This window comes from Mycetocola reblochoni REB411 (assembly GCF_900163835.1).
GTDB classification, from domain to species: Bacteria; Actinomycetota; Actinomycetes; order Actinomycetales; family Microbacteriaceae; genus Mycetocola_B; species Mycetocola_B reblochoni.
This window is the reverse complement of the sequence record NZ_FUKR01000043.1, coordinates 15618-29590: the sequence shown is the minus strand read 5'-3', so window position 1 is coordinate 29590 and position 13973 is coordinate 15618. Positions and strand designations below refer to the sequence as shown.

The window sequence follows — 13973 nt, the reverse complement described above, 5'->3', positions numbered from 1 at the left end:
AAGACCGACCCGAAAACCGGCGAGATCATGAGTTGACAACTATAGGAGCATCAACGCCCTCGTGGAGTCCCAGATCGGGCTCTACAAGTCCGAACTCATCCACCACGAAGGCCCGTGGCGCGACGTCGATCAGGTCGAGGTCGCGACCGCCGGCTGGGTGCAGTGGTTCAACACCGACCGAATCCACGGCTCGATCGACGACCTCACCCCGCTCGAGGCCGAGCAGTTCAGCTACGCTCTGACCGAACCCCTCGAACGAGCGGGCTGACACCAGAAATCAGCCCTCCGGACACGCCGGGGCGACTCACTCACTCCCCGGCGGCACGAGCTCGCGCGGAGCGTAAGAGAAGATGCGTTTGGCCTCCGGCTGTGGTCACGCTTTCGCTGTCGATCGCGAAGACTTCGAGAACCCGAGACTTCGTCAGCACGGCGTCGGGGTGTCCGTGTGCGCGCAACTGCCCCTCGGCGAGGAGGAGCATGTCGTCCGTGTAGCGGATCGCGAGGTCGAGGTCGTGGAGGGCGCAGAGGACCGTTACCCGAAGGTCTTGCAGGAGCTCCATGAGGGCGAATCTGTGCTGGACGTCGAGGTGGTTCGTGGGCTCGTCCAGCACCAGCAGAGTGGGGTCGTGACGGAGGGCTCGTGCGAGAAGTGCGCGTTGCAGTTGTCCGCCGGAGAGAGCCGCGACTGGTTCGGTCGCGAGTTCGTCGAGTCCGACGCGCGCCAGGGTGCGATTGACCTGGTGCGTGGAGAGTGTCTGAGGGCCCAGAGCGACGAGTTCGGTCACGGTGACGTCGGGAAGGGGCCCCGTGTGTTGCCGGAGAACTCCGATCTTCCGAGCCCTGTCGCGAGCGCGCATCGTGCTGATGTCTTCACCGTCGACCGTGACGGTGCCGGTGAAGGCCGGATGGTGTCCGGTAAGGAGGCTCAGGAGAGTTGACTTGCCGCATCCGTTGGGTCCGACGATGGCGACGATCTCACCCGCTGCGATTGTGGCGCTGACGTTGTCGAGCGCGCGCCGTGGTCCGTAGTTCACGGACACGGCGTTGAAAGCCACTTCGGATGGCGTCGTATGCGATGAGCTCATGAGAGGGCCATGGCGCGATTCTTGCGCATGAGGAGGATGAAGATTGGCACGCCGATCGCCGCGGTGAAGATCCCGACTGGAAGCTCTGACGGTGCTAGCACGGTGCGCGCGGCGAGGTCCGCCGAGCTGAGCAGGATCGCCCCCAGCAACGCAGACACGGGAATGACGCGCTTGTGCATACCGCCCACGAGGAGACGGGCGATGTGCGGCACGATGAGGCCCACGAAGCCGATAGTCCCCGAGACGGCGACTGCGGCGCCGGTCATCAGGGAAGCGAGAGCGAAGACGAGCACCCGGGAACGCCCCGGATGCACCCCTGACGCGGCCGCTTGAGCGTCTCCGAGGCCGAGGAGGTCAAGGCGCCCGCTAGACATTGCGACGAGAACGATCGCGACGATGATCACGGGGCCGATGACGAGCAGCAGTCGCCATTGGGCGCCTGCCAGACTCCCGAGAAGCCAGAACATCACCTGCTGAGTGGCATCGGAATTCCCGGATCGGATAAGGAGAAAGGACATCACCCCTCCGAGAAGTTGACCGATCGCGACTCCGGACAGCACCAGTCGGCCTGCGGACATCCCCCAGCGTGAGGTCGCTGTGGCCGCGACGATGATTCCGGTCGCAGCGGCACCGACGAAAGAGGCGACCGGGAGCAACAGCACTCCGAAGGTGGCAACACCGACGGAAGTGATGACCAGGACCGCCGCGACCCCGGCTCCGGAAGACAGGCCGAGGACGTAGGGGTCGGCGATGGGGTTGCGGACGAGGACCTGTGCGCACGCTCCGGCGACTGCCAGGGCGGCGCCGACCACTGCGGCCTGCAACACGCGCGGCATGCGTAGTTCCCAGACGATGAAATCCAGGGAGCCAAGCTCGGGTTTTCCCGCCACGCGCCCGGAGATGACCTCGATCACCTCTCCGGGGGCGATCGATACCGCGCCGACACCGACGCTGATCACCATCACTGTCAGAAGCAGGAAGAGGAGCCCGATGAGGATGGCGGTCAGAGGGATGGCGCGCAAGGCCCCGGTTCGGCGTATGCGCGTCTCCTCAGGAAGCGTTCGCGACCGCATCCGCGATGATCTGGACGGCGTCCGCATTCAGCAGGCTCGGTGACAGGAGGATGCGCTGCGGCACCACGACGACGTTCTCGTTCTTGACGGCGTCGGTCTCGGCCAACAGCGGGCTGGCGATGATGGCCGCCTTCAGGTCCTCATCGCTGGAATCCGCGAAACCGGACACCACCACGATCACAGCCGGGTTGGCCTCTGTCACCGCCTCCGCAGACAAGCTTGCGAAGTCCTGGAGCTGGTCACGGGCGATGTTGGTACCGCCGGCCAAGGTGATGATGCCGTTCGCGAAGCTTGATCCGCCGTTGGTATTGATGCCCGCGCCAGCGTCGGGCACGGAGGACAAGCTGAGCACGGGCACGTCTGCGTCCCGCGAGGCCGCCGTCGCGTCTGAGACCTGAGTACGAATCCGGTCGATCAGCTCCTCGCCACGCTCGGTAACGTCGAATGCATCGGAGAGCGCGCTTATATACCTGTACGTCTCATCGATGTTGTCCATCGGGACATCCTGCACCGCGCCGCAGGCGGACAGGGCGGCAGATCCCGCGGACTCCAGCTGATCGACAGACGCGGTGCCGTCGAAACCGCCGAACTCGTACTGCGAGATTCCCGTGACCAGGTCCGGGTCGGAGGCGATCACTGCCTCAGCTGACCCCTGTCCGTCGTCAAGAACGGGCACTGCGTCGAGTTGAGCGCGGATGTCTCCGGAGAAGTCGGTCTTGAAGCCTGGAGCCGCAGTGCCCACAACCGTGTCGCCGAGTCCGAGTTCGATGAGAAAGGCCGCCGCTCCGGCGTCCATGGTCACAACGCGCTCGGGGACGGATTCGAGTGAGACAACCGCCGGGCATGTGGGGTCGGTAACGACGTCGGCGGCGCCGGTGGGAGAAGCCGAGGAGCCGGCGGAGTGCCCGCTGTGGTCGGAATGGTCCATCGACCCGCCACCGCATCCCGCGAGGGCGGCGATCGTCAGGGTGGCGAGGAAAGCAGAGGGGAGGATGCGTCGCGAAGTCACCTCTTAACTCTACACTATGTAGAGATAACGGCCTCGCCGCGAGCTTCTGGATGCCACGGGTACTCCATCACGCTGCAGATTCGGTGAGCGACGGCGCGGGAGTCGAACCGATCTACGAGGTGCAGGGCCATGTCGATTCCGGCCGACACGCCGGCGCTCGTGACGACATCGCCAGAGTCGACCCATCGTTCGCCCGACGAGATGCGCGCTGACGGGTGGGACTTCTGGAGCTGGCCGCGGGCCATCCAGTGGGTCGTCGCATTGATCCCGTCGAGAAGGCCAGCAGCGCCGAGCACCTGGGCGCCAGTGCACACGGACGCCATCGTTGCTCCCTGTTCAGCGAGGCGCGAGATCCGCCCGACCTGTTCGAGATCCCCCGCGAGGATGTCGGCACCGCGACCACCCGGGACTATAAGAAGATCGATGGGGCGGTCGCCAAGGCTACCGTCGACATCGACGGTGAGCCCCTTCGCGCAACGGACCGACTTGCCGTCCAAACTCACCGCACGCACGTCGACGCGTCGGTCACCAAGCTCCGCCCAGAAGCGGAGCACTTCCCAGGGACCGATTGCATCGAGTTCCTCGGCCCCGTCGAAGAAAAGCACGTCGACTGCGAGGTCGGGCGCGTTCGTAGTCGAACCGAGGAAGCTCATCGCATCAACACGAGCGAGTGCGAATGCGCCGCCGGCGTGTAGTACGCCCTCGACCTCGCCGTCCGTGAGCTCACGGTCGGCGACCACGCTCACCGTGGATACGCCACCCTCGACGAGATCGATGTTCACCTCTTTGACGCCGCGCACAGCAATCAACTGCGCGGTGACCGTCTCGACACAACCGTGACAGGTCAAGCCCGTCACCGGGGAGCTCCATGTGTTCGTGCTCATTCTCAACCTTCCGTTAGCTTCGGATGCGACTGCCGTCTCCCAGCCGCACGCGTTCCCTTTCAATCTACGCCTGGGCGTTCCGGATTGGGTGCAGTCTCCTGGGAGCTCGGTCATCAGATCCGAGGGGAGTTTGGGACCGAAAACGGGCAGATTCAGCGAATCTTGCGCAAGAACAGCCGCCCGAAAATGCCTGCCAGACCTAAGTATCGACCACCGTTTGCGGCGCGGCGCTCCTGACACCCCTCCGGAACCAGCCGAAAACGATCGTTCTCGGCTGGGCCGTCGCGTGCACTCCGCGCATGAGTTCGGCGTTGGTTCACGATGCAGCCCATCCCGGACGTAGGCCACTCCTTCGCTTCACGATGAAACGCACCGTGTCCGGGCGGGTATCGAGCCAGACGCTGATGAGATCGCGAGCTTGACTCGGCACTTCTTGCAGCGTCAGCGCCTGCGAGACGGTGTTGAGTTCTGGAACTCTGATGTGCCACCACCGCCCGTCGGGATGGACGGTGACAACGTAGGGACGGGCCCGATTCGCGTTCGGCATAAGAGGGGTACTTTACGCCGAGTCGCGGCTAGGGCGTGTTGATCAAGTTGATTTGTCTTCGTGTGGGTGAGTCTTGAAGGGTGGCGCGACAGGAGATTTCTGATGAGGTGTGGTCTGTGATGGAGCCGTTGATGCCGATCGTGTCGGGTCGGTCGCGGCCGTGGACGGATCACCGGCTTGCTGTGGAGGGCATGGCGTGGAAGTACCGCACTGGTGCGCCGTGGCGGGACGTGCCGGAGCGGTTCGGGAAGTGGAACTCGATCTACAAGCGCTTCAACCGATGGGCTGAGGGTGGCAGCAGCGAGTAGAAGCTGTTGATGTTGAGGCACTCGTCGCGGATCCGGCTGTTGAACGACTCGACGTACCCGTTGCGCCACGGCGAGCCCGGAGGGATGTAGGACAGGCCGGTGCGGGTGCCGGCCCAGTCGGCCATCGCCTCGCTGATGAACTCCGGCCCGTTGTCCGACCTGAGCACCGCCGGGGCGCCCCGGGCGGCGACGAGGTCCTCGAGGTGGGCGGTGAGTCGGTCGGCGGTAATCGAGCACTCCACGAGGCCGCCGATGCACTCCCGGGTGTGTTCGTCGACGATCGAGCAGATCTTGATCGGTCGGCCGTGCTCGTCGGCGTCGAACTGAAAGTCCACCGCCCACACCACGTTCGGCGCGTCCGCCGTCGGCGCGTCGACGGTCGAGGACCCGACGCGCTTGCGTCGACGCCGCTGCGGGACCCGGAGCCCTTCGTCACGCCACAGGCGTTGGATCTTCTTGTGGTTCACCACCCACCCCTCGGCGCGGGCGTCGTGATACGCCCGCCGGTACCCGTAGCGGGGATGGTCCTTCGCCCAGGCGCGCAGCCACTCCCTGAACGCCCGATCCGGGTCCGCGACCGTGTCGCCCTTGAGCGGTCGCCGATACGCGGAGCGGCTCAGCCCGACCAGACGGCACGCCATCCGTTCGCTCACCCGCAAGCTTGCGCTTGAGGTGATCGACGGCGGCGCGGCGCCTGTCCGGGCTTAGAAGTTTCCCTCAGCCAGCTCCTTGAGCGCGGCCTTCTCCAGCTCCGCTTCCGCGAGCAGACGCTTCAGGGTCGCATTCTGCTTCTCCAGCTCCTTCAGGCGCTTTGCGTCGTCGGCCTTGAGGCCGCCGTACTGGTTCCGCCACCGGTAGGACGTCTGCTCGGACACCACGAGCTCCCGGCACACCGCCGCGACGTCCTGACCGTCGGCGAGCATCCTGTCGGCCTGCCCGAGCTTACGGACGACCTGCTCCGGGGTGTGACGCTTCCTGCTGTTCGTCATGATCTGACCAGTCTCCCTGCCCGCGACCGCGGACAACAGGACGACTCTCATAACGACTGGACCTACGAAACGGGGTCAGCCCACCGGCACTGTCCGGCGGCGAGGTGCAACGGCTGAAACTCGTCTCCGATCTCGAGCGGCACCAGGACGGGACACTGTTCATCTTCGATGAACCCAGCGTGGGGCTGCATCCGGTCGATATCAGGGTGCTCCTCGGCGTGCTTCAGCGTCTCATCGATGCAGGGGCGACGGTCATCGTCATCGAACACGACATCGACATGATCGTGAACGCAGACCACGTCATCGACCTCGGCCCCGGCGGCGGCGACCAGGGCGGACGGATCGTCGCCTCGATGACGCCCGATGAATTGGCCCACGCACCCGGAAGCGTCACCGGGCGATACCTGATCGAAGCACTCTCGCGACACGCGACGAACTGAGGAACGCCGAACTGCTCAGAACGCACGCGATGTGCGGACGGTATGCCTGACGTACTATGTCCGGGCAACGATCGCCAACAGCTCCTGCGCCACGGTCGGCAGCAGAATTCCGGGCGTTCAGTCGGCGCTCAGGAGGCAGAACCATCCACGGGAAGGTCGACAGAGGGAAAGCACGCCGGGATCGTGAGACGAGGGTCTGGAATCCGGTGGAAGCCCGCCCCGCGGCGAATCGACTACGACGCCGCGACGATGGCGATGGCTGCTTCCGGGGTGTTGACGCGGAAAGTGAGTGTCTCCTCGAGGTAGAGGTGGATGTCGGTGACATCATGGCGGGTATAGCCGAGGGAGAAGTCTTCGCCGAGCTCGAGGACGAAATCCTCGCCGCGGGTGCTGAGAACGATGGCGCCCTCGATTCCTGGCGTCCATTCGATGGGCCCGCTGAGAATGGACTCCAGGTGGCGCAGCACCGGGTAGCCGTCGTCTCCTGCTTCGATCACGGCGACCCAGTCCTCAGGGCCGACGGCGAGGGCGTACGGCCCACCGATGCCGCTGTGCTTCAGGACGGATACCGCCTGGGTGACCTGCTGGAGGTAGTGCGCGGGGCTGCCGTCGTGCACAAGAGCCTGGTGCGGGGAGGCCTGGGCGATCCCGGTGATACCGGCAGCCTCCCACCCAAAAAATACCGCGCGGTTCTCGACACCGGCGAGGCGCAAAGCGGCCGCGTCCAGGGCGCCGAGGTCGACGTCCTCGGCGCCGCGGGAGTTTGCTTCGAGCTCGAGCAGGTCGAGACTGAAGTCGGCGCGCACCTCGGTCACCGGCAGCACTCTGCGGGTGCGGGCGGCGATTGACTCCGCCTGGGCGTCGATCGTCGGCCCGACGCGACCCAGATTGGTCGCCGAGTACGACCAACCGAATGGACCTCGCAGGTCGACGAGTCGCCGCGCGGCGAGGGCGACGCGCAGGCGGGTGGAGGCTTCCTCGTCGAGCAGAGCCCAGTCCTCAGGTGAGAGTGGGGCAAGGTCGCGCAGGAGGTGATTCACGGGCGGTGTCCTTCCGATTGGGGTGTCTTCAACGAACCGATCCTCAGCGAGGTGTCCTCGTCAGCGGGCAGCGGTACGGGTGCTTCGGCCTCTGTGGCCTGCATACTCGGAGCACTGGTCACGGGCGTGACCGGCTGCGGCTCGCCGAGGTCGGCCAGATACTGGCGAGAGGGGACGAAGAACGTCGCGCCGGTGACGGGGGCGGAGAAGTCGAGGATGCGGTCGTAGGAGCCGATCGGGTCGCCGAGAAACATGTTGTGCAGCATCTTCTCGGTAACCCAGAGCCGCCGCGAGTAGCCGATGAAGTAGGTACCGAACTCGCCCTGGCCTGGTCGGCCGAACGGCATGTTGTCGCGAAGTATGTCGAGCTCGTTGCCGTCGTCATCGACGATCGTGGACAGCGACTTGTGAGACTTGCGGGCCTCGGTCGCGCTGGCGCGCTCGACGTTGTCGCTCTTGGAGCGGCCGATGATCTCTTCCTGCACCGCTGTGCCGACCTCTCCCCAGGCCGCGAGGTCGTGCAGGTATTTCTGCACGACGACATAGCTGCCGCCGGCGAAATCGGGGTCCTCGTCGCCGATGACGGCGGAGTCGATCAGCTCGTCGGCGACCGGGTTGGCGGTGCCGTCGACGAAGCCGAGCAGGTCACGGGAGTCGAAGTAGCGGAAGCCGGTCACCTCATCGACCACGGCCACGCTCTCGCCGAGAGCGTCGAGCAGCAGCCGTTCGAACTCGAAGCACAGATCGGCGCGTTCGGCGCGGATATGGAACAGTAGATCGCCCGGAGTCGCGGGAGCGCGATGCACGCCGCCGTCGATCTCCGCGAACGCGTGCAACTCCTTCGGACGGGATCGTGGTGAGAGGCGGTCCCAGGCTGCGTCACCGATCCCGACCACGCAGGAGAGCCGCCCGTCCAGGTCACGGAATCCGACGGTCTTGACCAAATCGTCAATACCGGCAATCACGGAGCGTGCGATGTCGAGCGCTGCGTCGGTCGGCCCGATCGTCATCGTGAGGAAGACGGCAGAGCGGGAGAGCGGAGCGTCGACACTTTGCGCATCGATTCCGACCCTGTCCCACGAAGGATGTGACATGACCTGACTTTCCGGTGACGGCGCGTATTGATTACGCCTCACAACCTACCCGAGGGCAGGGGAGACCGTGTTGCTGGTCCACCCCGATTCTCGCCCGCAACCTTGGGAATGGCAGAGTCCGGGACTGATCGAGGCGTCCATGTGATCCGACATCCAACTGGCGATGTCCACGGAAGAATCCCGTTCGTTGGTGGTGTTTTCCCTGCGCGGGCGGGGAGAAGGACGATCCTCAGCCCATCGGTTGAAGCGCTTGTAGATCGAGTTCCACTTCCCGAACCGCTCCGGCACGTCCCGCCACGGCGCACCAGTGCGGTACTTCCACGCCATGCCCTCCACAGCAAGCCGGTGATCCGTCCACGGCCGCGACCGACCCGACACGATCGGCATCAACGGCTCCATCACAGACCACACCTCATCAGAAATCTCCTGTCGCGCCACCCTTCAAGACTCACCCACACGAAGACAAATCAACTTGATCAACACGCCCTAGGAGAGGGCGCCGGCGCTGCCGCTCCACGCTTTTTCCTGATCAGGCTTGATTTGCTCGCGCGGTGGGCGCATTTCGATTCTCGTTAAATCGGTGTTCCCGGGACCAAACCGGGACCAGGGCCGATTTAGCGCACTTGACCGCCGGGCAAGTGCCTTCCGCTATGCGGTTGGTCGACAGTGGGGCTCATCGAGCTTCAAGGCCGTGCTCGATAGTGGCGTAGAAGTCCCGCGCCAGCGCTGTGAGCTCGTTCCCGGCGCTCTCCGGCGTCCCGGTCCCGAAGGGCGGTTGCGGAGCATACTCGGCTCCGAGTTCGAGGAAGCGCGCGTAGTCGTCCCCGCGAAGCTGGGCAACGAGTTGTATCGCGAGGTCCATGCCGGCGGTGACTCCTGCTGCGGTCATGATGTTCCCGTCGGTCACGACGCGTTCGTTGATGGGTGTTGCGCCGTATCCGGTCAGGAGGTGTCGGACCGACCAGTGGGATGTGGCTTGTCGTCCGCGGAGGATCCCGGAGGCACCGAGGGCGATGGCTCCGGTGCACACGCTCGTGACGACCGCTGCCGTCTCGCCGAGGCGCCGGATGTCGGATATTGCTTGCGGGTCTTTGAGAAGGACGCTGGTGTCGCCGCCGGGCACGAGGAGAACTGTCGGCGCATCTTCGACGTCCGAGAGTCTGACTGTCGGCGTGAGGGGGAGTCCTCCGGCGCTAGTTACGGGGTGGTCGAGGTCTCCGGTGGTGGCGAGGTGGATGGTCGCACCGAGCATCGAGCTGAGGAAGTAGTGCGGGCCGACCGCGTCGAGCGTGTCGAATCCGGGGTGCAGGACGATGATGACGGTTTCGTCACCCTGCAACGTCACGCCGGGGCGTGCTGCGAGCGCGTGGTGCGCGGCCACGGATCTGTCCCACGCCGCCTGAGCCTGTGGGTCGCGAACGATATCGGCGGCGAGCGACGGCTGATCCTGATGGATGGCGTCCCAGTCGACGCCTGCGCTATCCCTGTCGTGCGTGTCGGTCATGGTGTGCTCCTGTGGGTGTAGACGAGTTGCGGGCGATTGGTCAGCGGGTTGGTGATGATGGCGGCGGTGACCCCGAAGACGCGCTGCAGAAGTTGCGGAGTGAAGACGTCGCGAGGCGCACCCGTGGCGACGATCGCACCGCGGGAGAGGACGACGATGCGATCGCAGTAGGAGGCAGCGAGGTTGAGGTCGTGCAGGGTCACGACGGTAGTGATATCGAGGTCGCGCACCAGGGCGAGCAGTTCGAGCTGGTGCCGGATGTCGAGGTGGTTCGTGGGCTCGTCGAGCACTAGCACGCTCGGCTTCTGGGCGAGGGCCCGCGCGAGCTGCACCCGTTGCCGTTCTCCTCCGGAGAGGGAACTCATATCCCGATGCGCGAGCTTGACGACGCCGGCCAGTGTCATCGCTTGCTCGACCGCCTCTGCGTCTTCCGGGCGGTCGCCGCCGAGCATCGTTCCGTGAGCGACCCGGCCCGTAGCGACGCACTCGGCGACGGTGAGTTCGAGGTCGCTGGGTGCATCCTGTACGACAGCGGCAAGAACCCGTGCAGCGTTGCGCGCGCTCGTCGCCCATACGTCATTGCCTGCGGCGTGAACGCTGCCTGTGGCGGGTCGCAGCATCCGGTACACGGTGCGCAGGATGGTGGACTTTCCGCTTCCGTTCGGACCGACGAGACCAACCACCTCGCCGTGAGCACTGATCGATATGCCCTCGACGATGCGGCGTCCTGCGATGTCGACGGCGACGTCGTCGATCTCGAGCGCGGCAGAGACCGACGCGGCTTTGCCGTCCCTGATCATGCCTCGCCTCGGCTCTGTCGGCGCAGCATCCAGAGGAAGAACGGGGCCCCGATCGCCGCGGTGAGCAGCCCCACCGGCAGCTCCGACGGCGCAATAATCAGGCGCGCGGCGATGTCCACGACTACGAGCAGCAATCCGCCCGCGAGTGCTGATACGGGCAGGACCCAGCGGTGGTCCGAGCCGACGACCATGCGCACCGCGTGTGGCACGACGAGACCGATGAAGCCGATGGCGCCGCTCACCGCGACAACGACACCGACAAGCAGTGACGTCACGATGAACAAGACCAGGCGCGTCCGGGCGACGTCGATGCCGACGCTGGTTGCTGTCTCGTCGCCGATGAGCAGGGCGTTCAGGACGCGGGCGAGGAGTACCAGTATGGTCGTCGCGAGAACGAGTACGACAGCCGGGATGCCCAGGTCGCCCCAATCGGCGGCGGCGAGGCTTCCGGAGAGCCAGGAGAGCACCTGCCCGACGTTCGACTGTCCGGGCAGCGTCGCACGCAGCACGAGGTAGCTCGTCACTGCGCTCAGCAGATACGACATCGCCACGCCCGCAAGTACGAGTCGGCCCGGGGTCACACGACCACGACGCTGTGCGAGGGCGAAGACGACCAGGGTCGTCGCGAGCGCACCGAGGAATGCCGCGATAGGCACCGACACGAACGAGAATGCACCGGCAGCGAGGGTGAGGACCGAGACGGCGGCGGCCGAAGCGCCGGATGAGACGCCGAAGACGTAGGGATCGGCGAGGGGATTGCGCACGACCGCCTGTAGGACGGCGCCCGCGACAGCGAGGGCGGCACCGACGACGAACCCGAGCAGGGCCCGCGGCAGACGGAACTCCCAGACGATGCGGGACTCGACCTCGCTCGCCGTGGTCGGTACCGGCCACGGGACCACATGCCCGAAGATGACGCTGATGACCCGTCCCGGATCGATCGTCACCGACCCCACGGCGACCGAGAGCACGAGAGCGGTGACCACCGCGACGACCAGGACGATCGTGGTGAGGCGCCGGCGAGCCGCCGGCGCCTCACCCGAGACCGAGGTCACGACGAGGGCACCGGCAGGTCGAGTCCGTGGATGGCATTGGCGATCTCGGTGAGCCCGCGCATGACGGAGATCGACGCGTCCGTGTCGGCGACCGGCAGCTCATACACGCGCCCGTTCTTCACGGCAGGAAGATCGGGGAAGGTCTCCTCGAGGTAGGCCAGACGGGAGGCGAAGTCTTGCCCTTCGAAGGTGGCGACGAGGAGCACTTCCGCATCGGAGGCGGCGAAGTCCTCCCGGCTGACATCGGCCTCGGTCGGGAACGCACTGGTTCCGCCTGCCGTCTCGATCGCCGAGGTGTAGATGCCGCCCGCGAGGACGTGGATCGGCCCCTCACCACCTTGGTAGTAGACCACGCTCGGCGCATCGAGCCCGGAGACAGCATCGACGACCGCCTGCTTCTGTGCGGCGATCTTCGCGATGAGAGCTTCGGCCTCGTCTTCAACGCCGAAGATCCTGCCGAGGTCGGCGAGCGTCTCCGACGAGGTGTCGACCGTCATCGAGAGCGAATCCTCCGGCACGCACATGTTCGCTCCGTAGAGGTCGATCCCCGCATCCTCGAGTTCCTCTGCGGTGGCATAACCGTACGACGCGTCGAAGGCGAATCCCTCGAGCGACTGGCCGATCACGAGGTCGGGATCCTGGCTGAGCACGACCTCCTTCGATGGCCAACCCATCGCGGAACCGATCGAATTCAGCGCTGCCGCATCGTCGGCGATGCTCTCCGGGTAGGGGGCGTAGTCGCCCGCGGTCGCCACGATCCGGTCACCGAGACCGAGCGCGAGGAGCATCTCGGTCGCCGACTGCCACAGGCTCACGACGCGGTCGGGCGCCGCATCGAACGTGGTCTCACGATCGCAGTTGTCGATCGTGACCGGGTATCCGGCATTCGAGGGGCTCGCTCCGGGGGAGTGAGCAGTCGTGTCGGTGGTGCTCGAACACCCCGCGAGGGCGAGCGAAACCATGATCGCGCCAGCGGCGACGATACGACGAGAGGGCAGAGGCATGCGATGGTCTTTCCGGGGATAGGATTCTGTATCTACATGTTGTAGAGATAACAATTCTCCCCGCCACGCGACGCCAGAAACAGTGGCATGAACGACGCAGAAGGATAGATCTCCGCCATGACCTCCCCGCTGGCCTCCACCGCGATTCCCGCACATCGCATCGCGGTCCTCGTCCTCGACCACGCCCTGCCGCTGGAGATCGGCATGCCCTTCGTCGTCTTCGGGGCACCCCAGCTCCCATACGACGTTCTGCTGTGCGCGCGCGAACCCGGCCCCGTCGCCACCGACCATGGCTGGCCGATCATCATCGAGCAGGGACTCGATGCCCTGTCGACGGCCGATACGGTGATCATCCCCGCCTACCGCGACTTCCTCGAACCCGTCCCCGACGCCGTCATCGACGCGCTCCGTGCTGCCCACGCCCGCGGCGCCCGCATCGCCTCCATCTGCACCGGGGCATTCGCGCTCGCTGCGGCAGGCCTCCTCGACGGCAAACGGGCGACGACCCACTGGTATCACGCAGACGAACTCGCTCGGCGTTGCCCGACCGCGCAGATCGACCCCGACGTGCTCTACGTCGACTCCGACGACATCCTCACCTCCGCCGGCGTCGTCAGCGGCATCGACCTCTGCCTACACCTCCTTCGCACAGATCACGGCGCGGCCATCGCCAACGACATCGCCCGCGGAATCGTCGCAGCGCCCTACCGGGACGGGGGCCAGGCGCAGTTCATCCGCCTGCCGTCACGACCGCTCACGTCGGCCGATCTCGGCGCGACCCAAGAATGGGCCCTGCGCCACCTCGGAGACCCGCTGACGGTGGCTGAACTCGCCTCCCACGCGCATCTTCCCCTGCGCACCTTCGAGCGCCGGTTCACCGCAGAGACCGGGACCACTCCGATGAAGTGGCTCAACGCCGCACGCGTGGACCACGCCCGCGAACTCCTCGAGACCACGGACGCGGCCGTCGATCACATCGGCCACCAGTGCGGGCTCGGCACAGCGGCGAACTTCCGACACCACTTCCGCAACATCACCGGCACCACCCCACGCGAGTACCGCCGCCGCTTCGCCAGTAGGTGAGAAACTCGTGTCCCTGACCTCCATCATGACTACTACATAATGTAGAGTAAATGATGGA

General features: G+C 65.7%; 15 protein-coding genes and 1 pseudogene. 4 read left to right on the top strand and 12 right to left on the bottom strand.

All coding sequences use genetic code 11. The annotated features are described in order from the left end of the window. The first annotated feature begins 61 nt into the window (after positions 1–61). On the top strand, positions 62–268 hold the full coding sequence (locus FM119_RS07985; RefSeq protein WP_179205259.1) for an integrase core domain-containing protein: 207 nt from the start codon (positions 62–64) through the stop codon (positions 266–268). 40 nt (positions 269–308) lie between these two features. Here FM119_RS07985 and FM119_RS07980 read toward each other — a convergent pair whose 3' ends face one another. Genes FM119_RS07980 through FM119_RS07965 form a run of 4 tightly spaced genes read right to left on the bottom strand, consistent with a single transcriptional unit; the run spans position 309 to position 4051 of the window. Next, entirely contained in the window at positions 309–1055 is a 747-nt protein-coding gene (locus FM119_RS07980) for an ABC transporter ATP-binding protein (protein ID WP_245827383.1), read from the bottom strand. Between the two features lie 26 nt (positions 1056–1081). Next, positions 1082–2107 (bottom strand): FecCD family ABC transporter permease, encoded by a 1026-nt coding sequence (locus FM119_RS07975; RefSeq protein ID WP_245827381.1) that lies wholly within the window; start codon positions 2105–2107, stop codon positions 1082–1084. Positions 2108–2135: 28 nt separating this feature from the next. Next, positions 2136–3167, bottom strand: a complete 1032-nt coding sequence (locus FM119_RS07970; RefSeq protein ID WP_087137147.1) for an ABC transporter substrate-binding protein — start codon at positions 3165–3167, stop codon at positions 2136–2138. A gap of 14 nt (positions 3168–3181) precedes the next feature. After that, positions 3182–4051, bottom strand: a complete 870-nt coding sequence (locus FM119_RS07965) for a DJ-1/PfpI family protein (RefSeq protein ID WP_226833574.1) — start codon at positions 4049–4051, stop codon at positions 3182–3184. Positions 4052–4717: 666 nt separating this feature from the next. On the opposite strand from FM119_RS07965, the gene FM119_RS07960 reads away from it, so the two are divergent. Beyond that, positions 4718–4906 (top strand): transposase, encoded by a 189-nt coding sequence (locus FM119_RS07960; RefSeq protein WP_476738875.1) that lies wholly within the window; start codon positions 4718–4720, stop codon positions 4904–4906. Here FM119_RS07960 and FM119_RS07955 read toward each other — a convergent pair. After that, positions 4894–5895 (bottom strand): annotated as a pseudogene (locus tag FM119_RS07955) (IS3 family transposase); the annotation flags it as partial. The gene FM119_RS07960 and the pseudogene FM119_RS07955 overlap by 13 nt on opposite strands. Before the next feature lie 104 nt (positions 5896–5999). On the opposite strand from FM119_RS07955, the gene FM119_RS07945 reads away from it, so the two are divergent. Beyond that, entirely contained in the window at positions 6000–6335 is a 336-nt protein-coding gene (locus tag FM119_RS07945) for a hypothetical protein (protein ID WP_218778743.1), read from the top strand. Positions 6336–6568: 233 nt separating this feature from the next. Here the strand turns inward: FM119_RS07945 and FM119_RS07940 are convergent, their stop codons facing one another. From FM119_RS07940 to FM119_RS07910, 7 genes are all read right to left on the bottom strand, one after another. Continuing rightward, positions 6569–7375 (bottom strand): family 1 encapsulin nanocompartment shell protein, encoded by an 807-nt coding sequence (locus FM119_RS07940; protein ID WP_087137144.1) that lies wholly within the window; start codon positions 7373–7375, stop codon positions 6569–6571. Then, complete coding sequence (locus tag FM119_RS07935) at positions 7372–8469, bottom strand: Dyp-type peroxidase (protein ID WP_087137143.1); 1098 nt, start codon at positions 8467–8469, stop codon at positions 7372–7374. The genes FM119_RS07940 and FM119_RS07935 overlap by 4 nt, the downstream gene beginning before the upstream one ends. Before the next feature lie 45 nt (positions 8470–8514). Beyond that, the gene (locus FM119_RS14400) at positions 8515–8880 is read right to left on the bottom strand and encodes a transposase (RefSeq protein ID WP_420845582.1); all 366 of its coding nucleotides are present in this window, start codon (positions 8878–8880) and stop codon (positions 8515–8517) included. Positions 8881–9142: 262 nt separating this feature from the next. Further along, positions 9143–9973: a DJ-1/PfpI family protein gene (locus FM119_RS07925; protein WP_087137141.1), complete on the bottom strand. Its 831-nt coding sequence runs from the start codon at positions 9971–9973 to the stop codon at positions 9143–9145. Beyond that, positions 9970–10773 (bottom strand): ABC transporter ATP-binding protein, encoded by an 804-nt coding sequence (locus FM119_RS07920; protein ID WP_087137140.1) that lies wholly within the window; start codon positions 10771–10773, stop codon positions 9970–9972. Before FM119_RS07920 ends, FM119_RS07925 begins: the two co-directional genes overlap by 4 nt. Continuing rightward, positions 10770–11828, bottom strand: a complete 1059-nt coding sequence (locus tag FM119_RS07915) for a FecCD family ABC transporter permease (RefSeq protein WP_218778742.1) — start codon at positions 11826–11828, stop codon at positions 10770–10772. Before FM119_RS07915 ends, FM119_RS07920 begins: the two co-directional genes overlap by 4 nt. Next, entirely contained in the window at positions 11825–12832 is a 1008-nt protein-coding gene (locus tag FM119_RS07910; protein WP_179205257.1) for an ABC transporter substrate-binding protein, read from the bottom strand. The genes FM119_RS07915 and FM119_RS07910 overlap by 4 nt, the downstream gene beginning before the upstream one ends. Positions 12833–12949: 117 nt before the next feature. Between FM119_RS07910 and FM119_RS07905 the strand changes: the two genes are divergently transcribed. Beyond that, positions 12950–13915, top strand: coding sequence for a GlxA family transcriptional regulator (locus FM119_RS07905; protein ID WP_087137138.1), 966 nt, complete (start codon positions 12950–12952; stop codon positions 13913–13915). Positions 13916–13973: the final 58 nt, after the last annotated feature.

Bases quoted from the DNA above. Each gene is read 5' to 3' on its own strand.
- FM119_RS07960 (WP_476738875.1), top strand. From the start codon at position 4,718: ATGGAGCCGTTGATGCCGATCGTGTCGGGTCGGTCGCGGCCGTGGACG.
- FM119_RS07910 (WP_179205257.1), bottom strand. From the start codon at position 12,832: ATGCCTCTGCCCTCTCGTCGTATCGTCGCCGCTGGCGCGATCATGGTT.
- FM119_RS07925 (WP_087137141.1), bottom strand. From the start codon at position 9,973: ATGACCGACACGCACGACAGGGATAGCGCAGGCGTCGACTGGGACGCC.
- FM119_RS07965 (WP_226833574.1), bottom strand. From the start codon at position 4,051: ATGAGCACGAACACATGGAGCTCCCCGGTGACGGGCTTGACCTGTCAC.
- FM119_RS07905 (WP_087137138.1), top strand. From the start codon at position 12,950: ATGACCTCCCCGCTGGCCTCCACCGCGATTCCCGCACATCGCATCGCG.
- FM119_RS07935 (WP_087137143.1), bottom strand. From the start codon at position 8,469: ATGTCACATCCTTCGTGGGACAGGGTCGGAATCGATGCGCAAAGTGTC.
- FM119_RS07920 (WP_087137140.1), bottom strand. From the start codon at position 10,773: ATGATCAGGGACGGCAAAGCCGCGTCGGTCTCTGCCGCGCTCGAGATC.